Origin of the sequence: Zafaria sp. Z1313 (assembly GCF_050563205.1) — a bacterium.
Taxonomy (GTDB): domain Bacteria; phylum Actinomycetota; class Actinomycetes; order Actinomycetales; family Micrococcaceae; genus JAZDCJ01.
In genome coordinates, this window is the sequence record NZ_JBNWUK010000004.1 from 179,478 (window position 1) to 197,072 (window position 17,595).

Below are 17,595 nucleotides of genomic sequence, written 5' to 3' on the forward strand. Positions count from 1 at the left end.
ACGTAGGGCGGCGGCGCAGAAGGAGGGGCAAACGTCAGGGGTTGCAGTAGTCACAAATACTTGGGGGTGCGGACGTTGTATCGGCTATGTCGCGGGTGTCGTGGTAAGGGCATTTGAGGCATCCAAACGTCTCAGCACGCGTCTCGCTGGTCGGCGTACCGCATGCACTGCACTGGAGCCCCGGTACCCGGCCGACTCGCCAGAACCCTGGAGTGCCGCAGGCTGGGCACAAGGAGCGAAGCTTATGGGCAAGGTCTTCGGCCGCGAGGCCGATTACTTCCATGCGTGTTGGGTTTGCGCTGGCACGCATGTCGGTCTCGATTAAGACCAAGCCGTTTGAAGATCGAGTCAACGCTCTCGAAAAGGCGCGCTCCAGGTCCTGCCAGCTCGCGATTCCCTTGCAGATGTACGTTCCGTCCTTGCCGTCAGGGCGAACGACCAGATGGTGTCCAGGAAACTGCACTTCACGGGCGAACGCCTGGGCGGCCGCCCACTCGCCGGTGAGCAGGTGATGGAAGTTTGTTTTCCCTTCGCCTATTCCCACCACCTCGAGATTGCGCTCGTTGTCCATCCAAACGATTAGTTCGATGTTCCACGGGAACATGCCGATGTAGGGATCCGGCCCAAAGGAACCCTCGCTGGCGATACCCAGCAACAGGCCCGATAATTTCATGCCCACCGATGCCTTCTTACGGGCAGTTTCCGATTGTGTTCCTGCGCGGGAAATGTCACGTGTGAAAGTACCGAGCAAGTCCGTGTCGTAACCCGTGACATGTTCAACCCGGCACCCAAGTGCATGCTCCAGCGCGGGTCCTAGCACCCGCTCCTTCCCATGTTGGGTCAGCAGAGCGACGCGTTCACCGGCATAGATTGCATGCGGGATTGGATCATCAGATTCGGCCTTGGTCACAACTCACCTTTCATGGAGCAGCAGAGGCTGAAGTGGCCGGCACCTCATCCCAGGTGCCGAGGCCGGGACAGTCCCCCAAACCTTCGAAGACATCCTAATAGACGAATTACGTTTCATGAATAGCAATGCGTATGTATGCGGCGATTTGTGAAATGCTGGCAGCACGAGCTTGCATCTGCGGCCAGTGAGTCCAGGGGACCCGGCAGGGTTCATTACTGCTCTTGTTCACTCCGTCGGGAAATAATCAGAGAGTCCTAATGTGGTAGACCCCATCATCCTTTTCTTCATTCTTGGGGCGCTGGCCGGGCTGCTCCGGTCGGAGCTGCGCCTTCCGGCGGCAATCTATGAGTTCGTCACCATCGTGCTGCTGCTGGCCATTGGCCTTAAGGGCGGTGTGGAACTCGCCAAGCAGCCCTTTGGCGAACTGCTACCCCAGATCCTGGCCGTAGTGGCGATGGGATTCTTCCTTTCCCTTCTGGCCTTCCCGGTGCTGCGCTACCTCGGACGCTTCAAACGTGCCGACGCAGCCTCCATTGCCGCCCACTATGGCTCCGTCAGTGTAGGTACCTTCGCCGTAGCCATCGCCTACCTGGGCACTCGACAGGTCGTCTTCGAAGAGCACATGCCGCTGCTTCTGGTGATGCTGGAAGTACCAGCCATCATCGTGGGCATAGTTTTGGCGCGGGGAGTCTCCAAGGAGACCAGGTGGAAAACGGTCGCTCACGAGGTCTTCCTCGGAAAAGGCATTGTCCTGCTCCTGGGTGGCCTGTTCATCGGCTGGATCGCCGGACCCGATGGCCTGTCCTCCATCGAACCCCTGTTTGTGGACATGTTCAAAGGGATCCTTGCCTTATTCCTGCTGGAAATGGGGCTGCTGACAGCAACGCAGCTCGGAGGCCTGCGCAAATACGGCGTGTTCCTAGCGGCTTTTGCCATCATCATGCCGCTGTTCTCAGCCGTCATAGGTGCAGGGCTGGGCTGGGCATTAGGACTGTCGGTGGGCGGAACAGCTATTCTGGCAACACTGGCGGCAAGTGCCTCCTACATCGCGGCGCCGGCGGCCATGCGCATTTCCGTACCGGAAGCCAACCCCACGTTGTCGCTGGCGGCATCCCTAGGGATCACCTTCCCGTTCAACGTGGTGGTGGGGATCCCGCTCTACCACGCCCTGTCCATCTGGATCCATACCTTCGCGAGGGGATAAAGCCATGGAAAGCCACCGACGCAAGCTCCTGACCATCGTCACCGAGGCCGTCCTCGAATCAACCCTCGTCCGCGACATCGAGCAACACCACGCCCACGGATACACCATCACCGACGCGCGCGGGAAAGGCAGCCGGGGCGTCCGCGGAGCAGGCTGGGAAGCGAACAGCAATATCCGTATCGAGGTGGTCTGCGACGCCGTGATAGCGGAAGGCCTTGCTGCACACCTTCGCGAGCACTACTACGAGGACTACGCCATGATCCTGTTTCTGAGCGACGTCGAGGTCCTGCGGCCGGCCAAGTTCTAGGCCTTCGTGCCCTCCGCGGGCTGCCCCTTTTCAGGCACGAGCACAGCAAGGAGTTCGTCAAGCTGATGGCCGGCATCAACAGGGTGCCGGAACGGGCGGCCGAACACCACAGAATAGATGTTCCGCCTGCCTGCCCGTGTCCTGGTGATGTAGCCGGCCTCGACAAGGTCAGCAACAATCTTCTGGGCGGCACGCTCCGTGACCCCCACCGTGGCAGCCAGGTCACGTAGCCGTATCTGCGGATCACGGGCAATGGTCAACAGTACGTGGGCGTGGTTAGTCAGGAACGTCCACCCGATGCCGCTGCCTGACACTTCGCTTTCCTTTGCTTCAAAATCTTCAGTCGCCACCCCTTGGACAATAGCGGATCTGGGCACGACGAAAGCGCCGCCGGTCCCAATCCACAGCAAGCACCCACAACGCTTATGATCGCCAGGCGCAGGAATCGTCTCGTTACCAAGCCGCCGGTCGTAGACGGCTAGATCAGGCTGTAAGTGGTGGTGCCAGCGATACCAAGGTGTAAGTAGTGCCGTCGCGGAGCATGGCCCAGAGGACATTGAGCCGCCGTCGGGCGAGCGAGAGCATGGCCTGGATGTGAGATTTCCCTTCCACCCGTTTTCGGTCGTAATAGGCACGTGAGGCCGGGCAGGATTTAAGCGCCGAGAGCCCGGAGAGGAAGAAGACGCGGAGCAGCCGGCGATCGTATCGTCTTGGCCGATGGTGGTTGCCGCTGATCCTTCCGGAGTCCCTCGGCGCCGGCGCCAATCCAACAACACCGGCGAACCGGTCCGCAGACTGAAAAACCGTCATATCTCCGCCGGTGGCACCAAGGAATTCGGCGGCAAGGACAGGGCCAAAGCCGGGCATGCTCAACAGCACCTCGGTATGCCGGTGTTCAGTAACCTTCTCGCTGATCAGCGCATCCAGTTCTTCCAGTTCCTCGTTCAAACTTGCCACTTCGCGGGCGAGGGCTGCGACAATCACCTCCCCGATGCGTTGGGCAGGAACGACGGTCTGCTGGGACTTCGCGGCTTCTACCGCAGCCGCAGCAACCGCTGCCGAGGAACGAGCACCGTGTTTCTTCAACCACGCCTGGATTCGCGCCTGGCCGGCACGGCGGATCCCATCCGGAGTCCGGTACTTGGTCAGCAACATCAGCGCGGCTTTGGATCGGCTGTAATCGAAGGTCCGCTCCAGCGCGGGGAAATACTCCAGGAGCTGAGCTTTGAGTCGATTAATCGACCTCACCCGATCCGCCGACTTGTCAGCCCGCCGGGCCGTTAGGAGTCGCAACCCGACGCTGATCTCGTCACCGGCGCGCAAAGGCTGCAGGTCAGTCCGCATCCGGGCCTGGTCGGCGATCACAGCGGCATCCTTGGCATCTGTCTTGCCGTCACCCCTATAAATCTTCGAGGCGTGGTGCACCGTCCGCCCAGGAATATAGAGAAGGTTCTGACCATGACCGACAAGCAACGCGATGAGCAGCGCCGGTCCGCCATGATTCAAGTCCATCGCCCACACCAAAGGACCACCGTCCGACAAGTCCAGGACCGTGCCCAAAAGTTGGATGAGCGCCGCTTCGTCGTTGGGAACCTTCTGCGAGAGCAGCCTGTTTCCCTCGCCATCGATCACAACGCAGTGGTGATGGGCTTTGCCGGCGTCGATGCCGGCCCATAATTGCACCAAGAACAGCCTCCAGTCTGTTGGATGAGAAGAGCCCAGCAGATAACCGCGCCGTCGTGTCCTTATCCGGCGATCATGTCGCGTCTCTCAATCAGCGGTCGGGTCATCGCGGGGTGGCGGGCGGCCAATCCTACGGAGCCGTCACGTGCAAGCGTGCGGTCCACAGCAGCCAAGCCATACCCGCCTCCCCTGGGTAGCCACGACCCTACAATGACCGCGGAACTGAGCCCGGTAACAACATAAGGACATCTCGCCGACGCGCAGCCGCAACTCGTCGAGCGTGAACAACCCCAGCGCGAGCAACGCGTCGACGTGCTCCGCGGCCGTTCCCTCCCGCCCCCGCGCGTACGCCGCGACCATCGGCATCCGCGCGGGCCACGGGGCGCCCGCCTGCCGCAGATACCCCACCGCGGACGGTACGACGCCGGTGCCCTCCTCCGGGATCAGCTCGCCTGCGAGGACGTCGAGGAGCGTCGACTTGCCGGCGCCGTTCGGACCCGTGAGCAGCAGCCGGTCGCCGGGGCCGAGCTCGAGCCCGTCCAGTTCGAGCCGCGGCCGCCCCTCGCCGGGGACGCGGATCCCGCGCAGCGACACGAGCAGCCCCGGGCCGGCGGGGATCCGGACGGAGGGTGCGGCCCCGGCGTCGTCCTCCGCGGTGGACAGGGGAGGACGGAAGACGAGCGGCTCGGCCGGGGCGGGCACCGGGTCGGCCAGCAGCCGCTCGATGCGGCCCTTGGCGGTCTTCAGGCGGGACATCGCCCCGTGCCCGCGCGAGCGCAGCCGGAACGCGCCGTGTCCGAACGCCGCCTTCTCCATCTTCTGCGGGATCGCCGCGAGCCGGGACGCGTTGCGCTCCACGAGCGCTTCGTGCCGCGCGAGCTCGGCCCGCCAGCGCTCGTAATCCAGGATCCTGCGGCGGCGCTCGGCGGCCTTCCCCGCGAGGTAGCCCGCGTAGCCGTCGCCGAAACGGGCCACGCGGCCGGACTCGACCTCCAGGACGACGTCGGTCAGGCGCTGGAGGAACACGCGGTCGTGCGTCACGGCGACCACGGTTCCGCGATGGCCGGCGAGCCGCTCCTCGAGCCAGCCGATCGCGGAATCGTCGAGGTCGTTGGTGGGCTCGTCGAGGAGCAGCAGCTCGGGGTTCGCGGCCAGGACGCCGGCGAGCGCCTCGTCGAGGGCGTCGGCGACGGTGCGTGGTGCGGAGTTGCCCGCTTCTCGGTCCTCGGGCTCGGCGTGTCGCCGGGACACGCCGTCCGGAGTCGCCTCGTGGGCCGAGAAGTGGGCAGCTTCGCCCGGCCGCTGGGGGAGGTAGCCGGTTCCCTGCGCGGAGACGGTGACGGTCCCGTTGCCGGGGAGGTCGAGGCCGGCCATGAGGCGCAGGAGCGTGGACTTGCCGGCGCCGTTGCCGCCGATGATGCCGACGCGTTCGCCGGGGGCGATCGAGAGCGTGACGTCCTCGAGGACGGTGCGGCCCGGGAAGGAGCGCCCCACGTGGTGGAGGGAGAGCTGGGATGAGGTCATGGAAACCGCCTGGGGTCGGTGCGGAAGGGGATGTCCAGCGTCGTGCTCCGTGGACGCACGACGGCAGGGCCCGCGGAGCCAAGCTCGACGCGGTCCCGTTCCTAGAGGTACAGCGAACCCATGACGTCCACGGTAGGCGAAGTGATTGGGATTCGTCAACCACCCCTCGCGCGACACGATCCACCCACGCGTCGTGACGAGCCGCTCAGAACAACCCGGGGACGGATCGTGGTGCGGGGAGGGCGGGACGTGCGCTGCCGGGCGGGGTTAGCCTTGTGACATGGGCGCATTCCCGCGCGACGGCATCACGTGGCCGCCCCCGGCGGTTAGTCCGTCCGCGCCCGCCGCAGCGTCGAGCGCAGCGCCGTCCGTCGACCCGACGGCGACGCCGTCCCTCGACCCGACGACGCCCGCGATCCTCCCCGCCCCCACCGATGCGCCGCTCATCGGCGACTCCCTGCAGGCCCAGCCGCCGTGGCTCGCGGTCATCGTGCTCGGGCTCGTGTTCGCGTTGACGGCGCTCGGCATCGCGCGCTGGATCGTCGAGAAGGCCAGGGCCCGGAACGGCCGCGCGGACCTCGACGCCCACCACACCGTGCACTGGGACGGCGATCCCTCGGCCTACTCCCCCGGGTCCCCCGGCCCCCTCGACTGGCCGCTCGCCGCCGGCGCCGTGTTCTCGATCTGCCAGGGCTCGCCGTGGAACCGGCTGCGCAGCACCGCGGTGGAGCAGTGCCGCGCGGGCCTGGTCGAGGCGTGGGGCGTGCGCACGCGCGCGGAGCTGCTCGCCACGCTGCACTGGCTGCTCACGGAGGGGCACCGCTACCCATACGGCAACCAGCGGGACGCGTGGCTCGCCCTCGATCCGGCGGCCGCCCGCGCCGAGGAGGAGCGGCTGACGGGACTCGCGGCCGGGCCGGACGGCCGCGGTTCGCCGGCCGGGGCGGAGGAGCTGTGGCGCTTCCGCCGGGTGCGCGCGCGCAGCCGCGGGATCGACCGCGCCGACTTCACGGCGTGGGACCTGCTGCGGCTCGTGATGCTGGCGCGCTCCGGCGCCACGGTCGGGCACTTGTCCGACGACGAGGCGCGCGACCTGCTGCTCATGGTCGCCCCGGAGCTGCGCGCCGCCTACACGGGATGGACGGACCTGGGCGGGCAGTTCATGCTGGCCCGCTGGTACTGGAACGGGATGGGCGGGGAGGCCGGGCGGGCCTCGGACGTCCACGACGCGCACGCGCTGACGGCCCTGCAGGCCCCACCGGCCGGGCCGTGGGCGCGGGTGCCCTGGGAGGCGCCGTCGCCGCCGTCGCGCCTCATGCTGGTCGACGCCTTGCTGGCCGAGGAGCTCATCACCCCGCTCACGGCGTCGGAGGCGGCCGACGCGGGGCCGTGGGAGCTCGCCCTGGACGCCGCGGTGAACGAGCGCCTCGGCCGGCACCGGCAATGGTGAGCGCGGGGACGCGGAGGGGAGGCCGGGCGTGGACGCGATGATCCCGGGCGGCTGGACCGTCGGCCTGCTGCTCATGCTCGGCCTGCTCTTCGCGGCGCTGCGCTGGATGAATTCGGGGCATGCCAAGTACGGCCCGGATCCGGACCGCGGCGGGAGCGGCTATTCCCCGGCCGACCTGCGCCCGCTCGAGCCCCGCCCCCTGGACGGCCCGTCCGACGCGCGCGAGCGCTGGCTCCTGGGCCTCGCCGCGCCGTTCGTGGAGCTGCACGGGCTGCACCACGGCGCCTGGGCGCTGGCGCCGCCCGGCCCGGACGCCGCGTGGGAGCGCCGCCTCGGCGAGGTCGTGGACGCCGCGGGGGCCCGGGGGCACGGCGGGTGGCGGGCCCTGCTGGACCGGGCGCGGACGGAGTACGACGCCGCAGCCTCCACCGGCGGCCTTCCCCCCGATCCGGCGGGGCTGGCCTGGGCGGCGGCGCGGCTCGCGTTCGTGTACCGGCTGGGCGTCGCGGCGGGACATCTGGAGGAGGAGCAGGCCCGGCAGGGCACGCAGGTGCCAGCGTCCGGCGTCGTCCGGGTCTTCGGGGACTGGCTCGCGTTCGGCGACGCGTTCACGTCCGGCGTGGAGGGCTTCGGCACCATGCAGGACCGGATGCGTCTCAAGGCCTACACCCGGGCGCTGTACGGTCCGGGCGGGCCGTGGGAAGAGCCCGCGTGGCCCGCCGCCCCGGGCGGGATCTGACCCGGAAGGAACCCGCCCCCAAGCTCTGGCCCGGCGCCCGGAACGAGCGGACAATGAGGTGCATCCCCTCACCCCGAAAGCCGTGTGAATCCAATGCACACCCACGAACATCCGGCCCGCGCCGCCGTCGTCCTCGCGGCCGCCGCCCTCGCACTGGCCTCCTGCAGCCCCGGCACCGACGCCGGGGAGACGAGCCCCGCGGCGACGGAGGCGGCCACCGACACCGGGAGCCCGCCCGCCACCGAGGCCGCCACCCAGACGGCGACCGACACCGCGACGGCCGAGCCGACCGACGCCTCCGAGGCACCCGACGCCGGCGACGGCGCGGCGGCCCTCACGGCCGCGATCGGGGCGGCGCTCGCGGCCGTGCCGGGCGACCTGATCGAACTCGACCAGGGCACCGAACGCGGCACGCCCGTCTGGGAGGCCGTGGTCCTCACCGGTGCGGGCGCCGCGACGGAGGTCTACCTGGACCGCGCGACCCTCGACGTGCTCAAGCAGGAGTCGACCGAGGTGCCGGAGCTGGCCCGCGGCGGCGCCCCCGCCATCGCGGCCGCCGATGCCGTCGCGACGGTCGCGGCGGCCCGGACCTCGGCCGAGCTGAGCAAGGTCGAGCTCGACGACGAGCGCGGGCGGATCGTCTGGGAGGTCTACGCCGCCGCGCCGGGCGCGGCGGTCGAGGAGCTCCACGTCGACGCGGCGACGGGAGAGCTCCTGAGCCGCTGACCGTTACGCCCGCTCCCCCGCCTCAGCCGGGGGCGGGGGCGCGGCGGCGGGCCTTGCGTGCGGACCAGTAGCCGGAGACCGAGACCTGCTTCTTCTCCAGCGCGCGGTCGTTGAACACCCCGCGGAGCTGGCGGATCGACCCGGCCTCGCCGTGCGCGAACACGTGCACGCGCCCCTCGGGCCAGTCGTAGTCGCGCACCGCCGCGGGCAGGAGCGGGGCGGCGCCGGGCGCGGCCCCGTTGCGGAAGAGCCAGCGGAGTTCGACGCCGGACGGGGCCTTGAGTTCGATCTGGTCCTTCTCCGAGTCGACCTCGAGGAACGCGACCCCGCGGGCTCGTGGGCGCAGGGCCTCGAGCGCGGCGCCGATCGCGGGCAGGGCGGTGTCGTCGCCGGCGAGGAGGTGCCAGTCCGCGGTCGGGTCCGGGGCGTAGCGGCCGCCGGGGCCCTTGAAGGAGATCCGGTCGCCCGGGCGGGCGCGGGCGGCCCACGGACCGGCGAGCCCCTCGTCGCCGTGGACCACGAAGTCGATCGCGAGCTCGCGGGCCGCCGGATCGGACCAGCGCACGGTGTAGGTGCGGGTCACGGGCTGGTCGGACTTGGGCAGCTTCCGGCGCAGCTTCGCGAAGTCGTACGGCGCCGTGAGCCCCAACTCGGGACGGGTGAAGTAGACCTTGACGTACTTGTCCGTGTACGTGTTGTCGCGGAAGGAGTCGTAGCCGGGGCCGCCGGCGACGATCCGCACCAGGTGCGGGCCGAGCCGCTCGACGCGGCGGACCGTCAGGACCGTCTGGCCGCGGTACTTCTTCGCCCGGGCCTCGGCCTTCCTGAGCTCCTTCTTCGACGGCTTCGTGGATGCCTTCTTGGCGGCCTTCTTGGCGGCCTTCTTCCGGGCCTTCTTCGCCGGGCAGCCGTCCTTGCCGCCGGACTTCTTCTTGCTCTTCGTGCCCACGGCGGGTCCTTCCCAGTCCTCAAGGCGCCGGCAGGGTCACGTGCGCGGCATCGCGTGGAACCATCGTCCCGCAGCGGGGTCCGGGATGCCACGCTTGGGGGCGCCGCATGACGTCTGTCCCGGTGGCGCGACGTCCGGCTCCGGGGCGGCCGGACTTCCTCCCACTTCTCCCGGGCCTGGCGGACCAACTCCCGGCGTGTCCGCGCGACACGCCGCGCCGCCCGATCGAGAACTGGGAATTCTTCACAGCCGCCCCTTGACCACCCCCGACTCCGCGCCTAATCTACAACCATATGGTTACACATCCTGCTCCGGGCATCACGCTCAGCGACGACGAGGTCAACCGGATCTTCCGGGCCCTCGCGGACGCGACGCGCAGGGACATCGTCCGCCGCACGCTGACCGGCGAGTCGACGGTCTCGGAGCTGGCCGCCGCCTACGCGATGTCGTTCGCGGCCGTCCAGAAGCACGTGGCCGTCCTGGAGGCGGCCGGCCTCGTCACGAAGCACGCCCAGGGCCGCGAACGCCTGGTCCGGGGCAATCCCGAGACGCTCCAGCGGGCACGGACCCTGCTGGACGAGTACGAGCGGATCTGGCGCGGACGGATCTCCCGCCTCGACGCGCTGCTCGCCGACGACTGAACCCGGCCCCCGAGGCCGCACACGAAAGGCACGTCATGCCCATCACCACGATCGACAAGGACCTAGAGTCCCTCACGATGACCATCGTCGCGGACTTCCCCGTGCCGCTGGCCCGGCTCTGGGACGCGTATGCGGATCCCCGGCAGCTGGAGCGGTTCTGGGGTCCGCCGGAGTGGCCGGCCACGTTCACGCGGCACGACATGGTCGCCGGCGGCCGCTCGAACTACTACATGACCGGCCCGGACGGCAGCCGCGCGGGCGGCTTCTGGGAGTTCACCGCGGTCGACGCGCCCCATTCCTTCGAGGTCCTGGACGGCTTCGCGCACGAGGACGGGACGCCGAACACCGACATGCCCACGATGCGGATGCGCTACGCCTTCGAGGAGACCCCCTCGGGGTCGCGGTCCACCATGACCACGTCCTTCAACACCTTGGAGCAGCTGGAACAGCTCCTGGAGATGGGCATGGAGGAGGGCACGGTCTCGGCGATGGGCCAGCTCGACGCCGTGCTCGCGGACCTCGCGTCGTTCGCGGCGGGCCGGGCCACGGAGGCGCAGATCCTCAGCGACACGCAGGTCCGCGTCAGCCGGGTCATCCGCGGAACGGTGCGGCAGGTGTGGGACGCGCACCAGGACGCGGAGCTGGTCAAGCGCTGGCTCCTGGGCCCGGACGGCTGGACGATGCCGGTGTGCAATCTCGCCGACGCGGTCGGCGACACGTACCGCTACGAGTGGGAGAACGCGGAGTCCGGCGAGCGCTTCGGCTTCACGGGCGAGCTCGTGGAGTCGGAGGCCCCGTACCGCTCCGTGACCACGGAGAACATGATCGGCATGGAGGGGCCGGGGACGCTGAACGAGATGACGCTGACTCCGGTCGAGGGCGGCACGCTTCTGGCGATCGTCGTCACCTACCCGGACGCGGCGACGCGGGACATGGTCCTGGCCACCGGCATGACGGACGGCATGGAGACCAGCTACGCGCGGCTCGAGTCGGAGGTCCTGGCTTCCGCCTAGCGGGACCGCGTACGACGCCGGGGGCGCCGCCTACCGCTGGTGGGCGGCGGCCGGCGCCTGCGCGCTGGTCCTGGCGGCGTCGGCCTGCACCGCCCCGTCACCCGACGAGCCTCCCGCCTCGCGCGCCGGCTTCGCCCTGACCTCGGCGGACATCGAACTGGCGGCCGACGTTCCGCTCGGCGTGAACCTGCTCTTCGCCGCCCCGCCGGAGGACCCGGTGTGGGGCGATCCGGTGGCCGTGGTCCTCCTCGACGAGGACGGCGAACCCGTCGATTCCGGCCTCTCGGCGGGTTCCGTCGCGATCCATGCCGGCGATTCGAACGGCACGCACCGGGTCGGGAACCTCGTGGCGGAGCTGACGGCCGGGTCCCCGGAGGCCTCCTTCAGCGGCGTCGAGATCCACTACCCGGACCGGGCCGAGCCCATCGTCCGGGACGTCGGAAGCTGGCGGATCACGAGCGGCCGGGACGCCCGGATCTTCGAGGCGGTCGAGGAGTACGGGGTCGCCTATCCCGGGTGCGGGCGCATCGACGTGGTCCTGGGCAGCGTGGACGGGGAAGCGGCCGAGGTCATCGGCGTGGACACCGGGGCGGAGGGCGTCTCGATCGCCGACTGGAGCGCGTCCGGCACCGGCGTCGAGGGCGATCCGGTCCGGCTCGGCGTCGAGCTGTCCTGCGACGACGGCGCGGACCTGCACCTGCTCACGCCGCGCGTCGCGGTCCGGGACGCCGAGGGCCGCGAACGCGCCACGACCCTGGACCCCTTCACGATCGGGCTGACCGGCCTCGAGGACGACGACGTCGAACGCATCGCCGCGCGCTGAGGTGCCGGGCCTTCCTCGGACGATCGTTGACTATCGGGAAAAGCCGATACCTTGGTGGCATCTCAATATTCCGATACCCTGATGCCATCGTGATCATCCGATCCCCGTGAAGGGCGGCACAGTGAAGCGCACTGCCAGATTGCGGACCCCGGGCGACATCGGCTTGGCGATCCAACAGTCGCGCTTGGCCCAGGGGATGACCCAGACCGACCTTGCCCGGGCGCTCGACGTCAGCCAGAGCGCCATCAGCGAAATCGAGAGCGGCAAGTCAACGATCCACCTGCAACGCGTCCTGGAACTTGCCCGATTGACCGGCCTTGACCTGACAGCGTCCTGGGAGGACGACGATGCGCCTGGCCGTTGAGCTTCAGGGGACGCAGGTTGGAGTCCTGAGCGGTGACGCCCGGGACTTCGACTTCGCCCCGTCTGATGCCGGCATGGATCGCTTCGGCACGAACAGCACGGCTCTCTCCGTTGTGATTCCCCTGGCCCCGGACCAGCGCCGGGATCATGCCGGGCGCCGCCGCAATTGGTTCGCCGAACTCTTACCCGAGGGCGACCAGTACGACTACATGCTGGCCCAAGCAGGGCTTCACCGAGGCGACACCCTGGCCTTCCTGGCACGGTATGGAAGGGACGTGGCCGGAGCCCTGCAGATCTGGGACCTCGACGATCCGACGGAACCGAGGACGCCGGGGCTCAAGAGCGCGACCGACGCGGAGGTCCGCGCCCTGCTCGAGGACCCGACCGGCTCGCCGCTCGCCAATGAAAACGTCAGGGGCAAGTCGTCCCTGGGCGGCGTCCAGCCGAAGATCGTCCTCGTCAAGACAAGCCGGGGGTGGGCGCAATCGCTGGGTGGCTACCCGACGACACACATCATCAAGCCACGCCTCGACGGCGAGAATTCGTCGGTCATCTTCGACGAGGAGTACGGATCGCGACTCGCCCGCCGGGTCGGACTGGCGGACTTCAACACGACGGTCACGGAATTCGACGGCCTACCAGCCCTCGTCATCGAACGCTTCGACCGTGCCGCGGGCGAGCGGATCCACCAAGAGGACTTCAGCCAGGCCCTCGGAGCTCGACGCAACGAGAAGTACCAGGAAATCGGCGGCGTGGTCAGCCTTCGCCGCGTTGGGCAAACGTTGACACGACACGCGGCTCCTGGCGAACTCCGTCGACTGGCGAGGATGCTGGTCCTCGCAGTGGCGACCGGCAACCTCGATATGCACACGAAGAACATCGGACTGCTCCATCCCACGGAAGGCGACGTCAGACTGGCGCCGGCGTACGACGTCGTTCCCCAGAAACACCTGCGGAACGACGGCAAACTGGCCCTTGCAGTCAACAAGAAGTACAACCACTCCGATGTGACACGGGAGGATCTCGTGGCCGAGTGCGGGGCTTGGGGACTCCGGCGCCCCGGACCAGTCGTCGACGAGACCCTGGAGGAGATCCGGGCTGCCGTGGCCGCGGAAACCCCCCTCGACGGGGCCTTCCCGTCACTGCAGGAGCAGATCGCCGCCGACATCGACGCGCTTCGTGCGGGACGCCCGATTCCGGGGCGCCGGAAGGGTGCGTAGGCGCGCTTACTCGGCGACGTGGATGATCTGGATCAGGTTGCCGCAGGTGTCGTCGAGGACGGCCGTCGTCACGGTGCCCATGGTGGCGGGCGGCTGCGTGAAGACGACGCCGAGCTCCCGCAGTCGCTCGTACTCGGCCTGGACGTCGTCGACGGCGAACTGGGTGAAGGGGATGCCGTCGCCGACGAGCGCGTCCTTGAACGGCCCGACGGCGGGGTGGCCGTCGGGCTCGAGCAGCAGTTCGGTGCCGTCGGCTTCGCCCGGCGCGGTGACGGTCAGCCAGCGGGCGTCGCCGAGGGGGACGTCGTGCTTGAGCTCGAAGCCGAGCTTCTCGGTGTAGAAGCGGAGGGCCTTCTCCTGGTCGTCGACGAGCACGCTGGCCCATTGGATCCTCATGGTGTGTCCTTTCCTGGCAGCCACCGCTCGAGGACGTTCTCGAGCGGCGCGGTGTCGATGTCGTGGAACTTGTAGCGGCCTTCGCGCCGGGTGCGCACGAGGCCGGCCTCCTCGAGGACCTCGAGGTGCTGCGAGATGGCCTGGCGGGAGAGCGAGATGCCGTGCTGGCTCACGAGCCGCCCGCAGATCTCGAACAGGGTCTGCCCGCTGCGCTCGGCCAGTCCGTCGAGGATGGTCCGCCGCGTCGGGTCCGCCAGGGCCTTGAAGACGTCACCCATGGCCACACCATAGGCAAGTGGAGACTTGCCTGTCAAGGGCGTCGCGCTACCCGTCCCGACGCAGGTCCGCGACCTCCGGCAGCGCCCGGAAGCCGGCCGAGGCGTACGCCGCCACGGCGGCCGTGTTGGCGCTCTGCGTGCAGACCAGGGCGCTCGAGGAGCCGAGCTCCCGTAACGCGGCGACCGCGGCACGCGTGGCGGCCGTCCCGTATCCACGCCCGCGGTGGCCCGCGTCCACGCCGAGCGGCTCGATGAGTCCCGGCCGGCCCGGCCCTGCGGACCACACGGTGACGCCCGCGACCAGGGAGGCATCGGCGTCGTACGCCAGAAGGCAGCGGGCGTCCGCGTAGAGGGGGCCGGCCGCCATGGCCAGCCACCGGGCCTCGGTGAAGGTGGAGCCGCCGAAGGAGGCGCGCTGGACCGCGGCGCGCTCGGCGGCCTGCGCCGGCCCGGCGACCTCGATCCGCAGGCCCGGATCCCGCGCGGGCGCCGTGAGGTCGTGCCGCAGCGGGGCCCAGGACTCGTCCTCGCGCCAGCCGGAGGCGGCGAGCGCCTCGCGGACGCGCGCGCCGCCGGGGGCCTCGATGAACGCCTCCCCCTCCGGCAGGACGCCGGCGCCCGGGGTGGAGGCGTCGAGCGCCAGCCGCTCGGCGAGCGCGGCGTCGTCGCGGGCATCGGGCGCGATCGCGAGCCTGAGCAGCCCGGGGCCGTCGAGCAGCCCGACGGCGAGCAGGCGCCCGTCCCGGCTCCACGTCCGCAGCGCCGCGGCCGTCGCCGCTGCGCCGAAGCGCCAGTACCAGCCGACGTCGCCGGGGTGCAGCTGGATCGGGCCGTCGTCGGTGGCCCACGCGCCGAGCTCGGCGGCGATGCCGGGCAGGGCCGCGGGGGCCGGGGTGTCCAGGTTCAGGGCCATCCCCCGATCAAACACGATGGGCGCGGGCCGCGGAAGGGGCGGAGGGGACGACGGCGGGGCCGCGCCTCCCAGCCGACGCCCGGTTCCGCTAGCTATCGTGGACGTGGGCCGCGCACTGGGCGGCAAGGCTCGGCTTGATTCCCGTTATCCACAGGGCTAGCTTCAGGTGTCATCCCTCGACGCTTGGGTATGGACGTGAGCGCACCAGACATCGATCAGGCAGTCATGGCCCAGTTCGCACCGCTTGCGGGCGACGCCGATCTAACGCTCGTTCTAGGCGCGGGAGCATCGGCGCCTTCGGGCCTCCCCACTTGGGATCAGTTTGCCCGCAGCCTCGCGACGATCAGCGGTGTCGTGGCCAAGGAATCTGCCGCCGACATCTTGCTCAGCAAGCAGGACCCGACCATCGTCCTCGAAGCTGCCCGGGCAAGTTCGGGCAAAGATTGGGAGCTACACCTCAACAAGGCACTCTTCGGCGGCCCGGTGACGGATCCCAGACCGTCACCACTTCATCTGGCCGCGGCCGGTCAGTTCTTGGCAGCTCCCCGCTCGACGTTGCTGAGCACGTTGAACTACGACACGCTGCTTGAAGAGGCCCTGCTGGACAACGGGAATGCCGAGGTCCTCATTGGAATCGGCGGCAGCACAACATCCAGCGCGCCAATCGTCCATCATCTACACGGAGCCCTCTGGCAAGGCGCGGCCTATGATCCCGTCGTCAGCTTTCGCGACTATGCGGAGCTCGTTGAGAACTCGGATGCGTGGCAGCGCCAATACCTGAGCCAAGCCTTGTCGCGAGGTCCGCTCCTGCTGGCGGGTACTTCCTACCGGGATCCCGCCATCAGGCACTGGCTGCACTTGATTCTGCGTGACGAGAGCCCCAAGTATCCGGCGTTGGTCACCATCGTGCGCGAAGGGTTGGGACTCGACCGAGCATCCTTTGCCCTCGTCGACAGGGCGCTGGCCTCCGAATGGGAGTCCATCGGCCTCTCAGCGCTACGGATGCACGACCTGAGCGATGTCGCCCACGTGATTCGTGAACTTCGATTCATCGGCCAGGAGGGCTACAGGACTCCTCAAGAGAGAGCGCGCCAAGTCTGGTCCAGTCACGCGCGGCGCTTCGATCGGCTTCAGGACGAGTACTCCGCTCTTCTCGCGGAGCACACGGACCTCGTGGCCGATACCTTGGGAACCAAGGCCCATCGCGGAACACTGTGGCTCGCCAATGGCCGGAGCAGGCTGGCTCGTTGGGCAACCGTCGGGAGCCGATATCGCGGCATCCGGGATCTCAAGCTGGTCCCCACCGGCCACGACAGCCCATGGGTTGCTGGAGAGGCCATCGGCTCCGAAGAGGTCAAGCTCAAGGACATCCATCGGGACCACCGCGTGACGCCGTCATGGCGCTCCGTTTTGGCGATTCCGATCTTCGTCGGTGACGGCCAGACCTCGGATTTCGCCACAGCAGTCCTGACCTTTGGCCTGTCCACGCCCGCGGCAAGACTCGTCGAACGCAGTGCCGACTGGGAGTCGCTGGCAGAGGACCTCAACAACACGTGGGGAGCGCGCATCGGCGATGTTTCGTTTCCAGTCCGAGTCAACTGACCTTGACTCTAGATCAAGGAGGGGACATGACGACCAAGAAGACCAGCGTTTCCGTCAACGCCCGGACGGGTTCCTACACCGTCCATGTCGCCAAAAGCGCCCAGACCGGGAAATTCAGCGCCGCCTCGTCCGCCCAGGGACGCATTGGCATCAGCAAGCCAGCCAACAAGTCCTCCAAGTAGGATTTCCCCCTTTCAAGGGCTGCCAGACAGAACCAGTCCCGGAGCGTGCGAGAGAACAGGACGTTGGCGTCGACAAATATGAGAGTGGCCCCCGGCTGCATATGGCACAGCATCTGCAATGGGACTGCTGCACCGGCGGGGCCAGGGCGATTAGTCCCGCCGTGGACGATTTTGCCAAGGCGATCGGTGTGCGGGCCGACGATGTGGCGGTTCCGCTGTCGCAGCAGGCTGACTCTACGGGTACGAGCGTGGACGACTTGGCCAGGCGACTGAAGGCGCAAGCCGACGAAGCGGCCGCCCAGGGTGCGCAGACACAGGTGTTCACACCCGAGATCGAGTTCGCCTGCGACGCGATCGCCGGCCTCGCCTTCTCCGACGAGGAACGCCCCTACGAGGCCGCCAACGTCTTGAAGACCCTGGGAGAAGCGGTGGGGGCCCGCAACCAGCAGGTGGGCTACCAGCAGAGCGCGAAAGACATCGACTCGACGATCGCGAAGGCAAGCCTCGGGCAGGACGTGCGGATGGACCTGCTGGTGCTGCGCTTGGCCTACTGCCCGGCCGCCAAGGGGCTGACTTAGCTGCTGCACGCGCACTCCTGACGGGCGGCCGGTACCTCCCCACGGACTTTCTACGAGCGAAGCCTGCGGGATTCTCGAGACGCCGCGACACCTC

General features: G+C 68.7%; 21 protein-coding genes. 13 read left to right on the forward strand and 8 right to left on the reverse strand.

The annotated features are described in order from the left end of the window. Nucleotides 1-34: 34 nt before the first annotated feature. Entirely contained in the window at nucleotides 35-910 is an 876-nt protein-coding gene (locus tag ACQ3I4_RS06595) for a DUF6671 family protein (RefSeq protein WP_430633140.1), read from the reverse strand. A 259-nt stretch (nucleotides 911-1,169) separates the two neighbouring features. On the opposite strand from ACQ3I4_RS06595, the gene ACQ3I4_RS06600 reads away from it, so the two are divergent. Beyond that, nucleotides 1,170-2,114, forward strand: a complete 945-nt coding sequence (locus tag ACQ3I4_RS06600; protein WP_019481130.1) for a sodium-dependent bicarbonate transport family permease — start codon at nucleotides 1,170-1,172, stop codon at nucleotides 2,112-2,114. Between the two features lie 4 nt (nucleotides 2,115-2,118). Beyond that, nucleotides 2,119-2,421 carry a P-II family nitrogen regulator gene (locus ACQ3I4_RS06605; protein ID WP_019481131.1) on the forward strand — a complete coding sequence of 101 codons (303 nt, stop codon included), beginning with the start codon at nucleotides 2,119-2,121 and terminating at the stop codon, nucleotides 2,419-2,421. Here the strand turns inward: ACQ3I4_RS06605 and ACQ3I4_RS06610 are convergent. The 3 genes from ACQ3I4_RS06610 to ACQ3I4_RS06620 form a co-directional block, all read right to left on the reverse strand. Next, the gene (locus tag ACQ3I4_RS06610) at nucleotides 2,418-2,771 is read right to left on the reverse strand and encodes a helix-turn-helix transcriptional regulator (RefSeq protein ID WP_430633141.1); all 354 of its coding nucleotides are present in this window, start codon (nucleotides 2,769-2,771) and stop codon (nucleotides 2,418-2,420) included. The two genes, ACQ3I4_RS06605 and ACQ3I4_RS06610, sit on opposite strands and share 4 nt — an antisense overlap. 133 nt (nucleotides 2,772-2,904) lie before the next feature. Further along, a complete protein-coding gene (locus tag ACQ3I4_RS06615) occupies nucleotides 2,905-4,107 on the reverse strand; it encodes an IS110 family transposase (RefSeq protein WP_170838002.1) in 1,203 nt (400 codons plus the stop codon). Between the two features lie 138 nt (nucleotides 4,108-4,245). After that, on the reverse strand, nucleotides 4,246-5,628 hold the full coding sequence (locus ACQ3I4_RS06620; protein WP_430633142.1) for an ATP-binding cassette domain-containing protein: 1,383 nt from the start codon (nucleotides 5,626-5,628) through the stop codon (nucleotides 4,246-4,248). 280 nt (nucleotides 5,629-5,908) lie between these two features. Between ACQ3I4_RS06620 and ACQ3I4_RS06625 the strand changes: the two genes are divergently transcribed. From ACQ3I4_RS06625 to ACQ3I4_RS06635, 3 genes are all read left to right on the forward strand, one after another. Then, nucleotides 5,909-7,078, forward strand: a complete 1,170-nt coding sequence (locus ACQ3I4_RS06625; RefSeq protein WP_430633143.1) for a DUF1266 domain-containing protein — start codon at nucleotides 5,909-5,911, stop codon at nucleotides 7,076-7,078. A 37-nt stretch (nucleotides 7,079-7,115) separates the two neighbouring features. Further along, a complete protein-coding gene (locus ACQ3I4_RS06630) occupies nucleotides 7,116-7,817 on the forward strand; it encodes a DUF1266 domain-containing protein (RefSeq protein ID WP_430633177.1) in 702 nt (233 codons plus the stop codon). Between the two features lie 93 nt (nucleotides 7,818-7,910). Beyond that, entirely contained in the window at nucleotides 7,911-8,543 is a 633-nt protein-coding gene (locus tag ACQ3I4_RS06635; protein ID WP_430633144.1) for a PepSY domain-containing protein, read from the forward strand. 22 nt (nucleotides 8,544-8,565) lie between these two features. Here the strand turns inward: ACQ3I4_RS06635 and ACQ3I4_RS06640 are convergent, their stop codons facing one another. Then, nucleotides 8,566-9,324 carry a siderophore-interacting protein gene (locus tag ACQ3I4_RS06640; protein ID WP_430633178.1) on the reverse strand — a complete coding sequence of 253 codons (759 nt, stop codon included), beginning with the start codon at nucleotides 9,322-9,324 and terminating at the stop codon, nucleotides 8,566-8,568. 461 nt (nucleotides 9,325-9,785) lie between these two features. Between ACQ3I4_RS06640 and ACQ3I4_RS06645 the strand changes: the two genes are divergently transcribed. The 5 genes from ACQ3I4_RS06645 to ACQ3I4_RS06665 all read left to right on the forward strand — a co-directional run bounded on the left by ACQ3I4_RS06645 (nucleotide 9,786) and on the right by ACQ3I4_RS06665 (nucleotide 13,552). Continuing rightward, a complete protein-coding gene (locus ACQ3I4_RS06645; RefSeq protein WP_430633145.1) occupies nucleotides 9,786-10,133 on the forward strand; it encodes an ArsR/SmtB family transcription factor in 348 nt (115 codons plus the stop codon). A gap of 35 nt (nucleotides 10,134-10,168) precedes the next feature. Further along, nucleotides 10,169-11,146 carry an SRPBCC family protein gene (locus tag ACQ3I4_RS06650; protein WP_430633146.1) on the forward strand — a complete coding sequence of 326 codons (978 nt, stop codon included), beginning with the start codon at nucleotides 10,169-10,171 and terminating at the stop codon, nucleotides 11,144-11,146. Nucleotides 11,147-11,327: 181 nt separating this feature from the next. Continuing rightward, nucleotides 11,328-11,969 (forward strand): hypothetical protein, encoded by a 642-nt coding sequence (locus ACQ3I4_RS06655; protein WP_430633147.1) that lies wholly within the window; start codon nucleotides 11,328-11,330, stop codon nucleotides 11,967-11,969. Nucleotides 11,970-12,090: 121 nt separating this feature from the next. Beyond that, complete coding sequence (locus ACQ3I4_RS06660; RefSeq protein WP_430633148.1) at nucleotides 12,091-12,333, forward strand: helix-turn-helix transcriptional regulator; 243 nt, start codon at nucleotides 12,091-12,093, stop codon at nucleotides 12,331-12,333. Beyond that, nucleotides 12,317-13,552 (forward strand): type II toxin-antitoxin system HipA family toxin, encoded by a 1,236-nt coding sequence (locus ACQ3I4_RS06665; RefSeq protein WP_430633149.1) that lies wholly within the window; start codon nucleotides 12,317-12,319, stop codon nucleotides 13,550-13,552. The genes ACQ3I4_RS06660 and ACQ3I4_RS06665 overlap by 17 nt, the downstream gene beginning before the upstream one ends. A 6-nt stretch (nucleotides 13,553-13,558) precedes the next feature. Here ACQ3I4_RS06665 and ACQ3I4_RS06670 read toward each other — a convergent pair whose 3' ends face one another. The 3 genes from ACQ3I4_RS06670 to ACQ3I4_RS06680 are packed head-to-tail and all read right to left on the reverse strand — an operon-like array spanning nucleotide 13,559 to nucleotide 15,139. Further along, the gene (locus ACQ3I4_RS06670; protein WP_430633150.1) at nucleotides 13,559-13,948 is read right to left on the reverse strand and encodes a VOC family protein; all 390 of its coding nucleotides are present in this window, start codon (nucleotides 13,946-13,948) and stop codon (nucleotides 13,559-13,561) included. Then, nucleotides 13,945-14,226, reverse strand: coding sequence for an ArsR/SmtB family transcription factor (locus ACQ3I4_RS06675; RefSeq protein WP_430633151.1), 282 nt, complete (start codon nucleotides 14,224-14,226; stop codon nucleotides 13,945-13,947). The genes ACQ3I4_RS06670 and ACQ3I4_RS06675 overlap by 4 nt, the downstream gene beginning before the upstream one ends. A 46-nt stretch (nucleotides 14,227-14,272) precedes the next feature. After that, entirely contained in the window at nucleotides 14,273-15,139 is an 867-nt protein-coding gene (locus ACQ3I4_RS06680) for a GNAT family N-acetyltransferase (protein ID WP_430633152.1), read from the reverse strand. A gap of 195 nt (nucleotides 15,140-15,334) precedes the next feature. Here ACQ3I4_RS06680 and ACQ3I4_RS06685 point away from each other — a divergent pair, with 195 nt between their 5' ends. From ACQ3I4_RS06685 to ACQ3I4_RS06695, 3 genes are all read left to right on the forward strand, one after another. Beyond that, nucleotides 15,335-16,741: an SIR2 family protein gene (locus tag ACQ3I4_RS06685; RefSeq protein ID WP_430633153.1), complete on the forward strand. Its 1,407-nt coding sequence runs from the start codon at nucleotides 15,335-15,337 to the stop codon at nucleotides 16,739-16,741. A gap of 26 nt (nucleotides 16,742-16,767) precedes the next feature. Then, nucleotides 16,768-16,923 carry a hypothetical protein gene (locus ACQ3I4_RS06690; RefSeq protein WP_430633154.1) on the forward strand — a complete coding sequence of 52 codons (156 nt, stop codon included), beginning with the start codon at nucleotides 16,768-16,770 and terminating at the stop codon, nucleotides 16,921-16,923. 161 nt (nucleotides 16,924-17,084) lie between these two features. Further along, the gene (locus tag ACQ3I4_RS06695) at nucleotides 17,085-17,501 is read left to right on the forward strand and encodes a hypothetical protein (RefSeq protein ID WP_430633155.1); all 417 of its coding nucleotides are present in this window, start codon (nucleotides 17,085-17,087) and stop codon (nucleotides 17,499-17,501) included. Nucleotides 17,502-17,595: the final 94 nt, after the last annotated feature.

Excerpts from the sequence above, each read along its gene's own strand:
- ACQ3I4_RS06605 (WP_019481131.1), top strand. The coding sequence starts at position 2,119 with ATGGAAAGCCACCGACGCAAGCTCCTGACCATCGTCACCGAGGCCGTC.
- ACQ3I4_RS06620 (WP_430633142.1), bottom strand. The coding sequence starts at position 5,628 with ATGACCTCATCCCAGCTCTCCCTCCACCACGTGGGGCGCTCCTTCCCG.
- ACQ3I4_RS06625 (WP_430633143.1), top strand. The coding sequence starts at position 5,909 with ATGGGCGCATTCCCGCGCGACGGCATCACGTGGCCGCCCCCGGCGGTT.
- ACQ3I4_RS06630 (WP_430633177.1), top strand. The coding sequence starts at position 7,116 with ATGATCCCGGGCGGCTGGACCGTCGGCCTGCTGCTCATGCTCGGCCTG.
- ACQ3I4_RS06635 (WP_430633144.1), top strand. The coding sequence starts at position 7,911 with ATGCACACCCACGAACATCCGGCCCGCGCCGCCGTCGTCCTCGCGGCC.
- ACQ3I4_RS06645 (WP_430633145.1), top strand. The coding sequence starts at position 9,786 with ATGGTTACACATCCTGCTCCGGGCATCACGCTCAGCGACGACGAGGTC.
- ACQ3I4_RS06650 (WP_430633146.1), top strand. The coding sequence starts at position 10,169 with ATGCCCATCACCACGATCGACAAGGACCTAGAGTCCCTCACGATGACC.
- ACQ3I4_RS06665 (WP_430633149.1), top strand. The coding sequence starts at position 12,317 with ATGCGCCTGGCCGTTGAGCTTCAGGGGACGCAGGTTGGAGTCCTGAGC.
- ACQ3I4_RS06670 (WP_430633150.1), bottom strand. The coding sequence starts at position 13,948 with ATGAGGATCCAATGGGCCAGCGTGCTCGTCGACGACCAGGAGAAGGCC.
- ACQ3I4_RS06675 (WP_430633151.1), bottom strand. The coding sequence starts at position 14,226 with ATGGGTGACGTCTTCAAGGCCCTGGCGGACCCGACGCGGCGGACCATC.
- ACQ3I4_RS06680 (WP_430633152.1), bottom strand. The coding sequence starts at position 15,139 with ATGGCCCTGAACCTGGACACCCCGGCCCCCGCGGCCCTGCCCGGCATC.
- ACQ3I4_RS06690 (WP_430633154.1), top strand. The coding sequence starts at position 16,768 with ATGACGACCAAGAAGACCAGCGTTTCCGTCAACGCCCGGACGGGTTCC.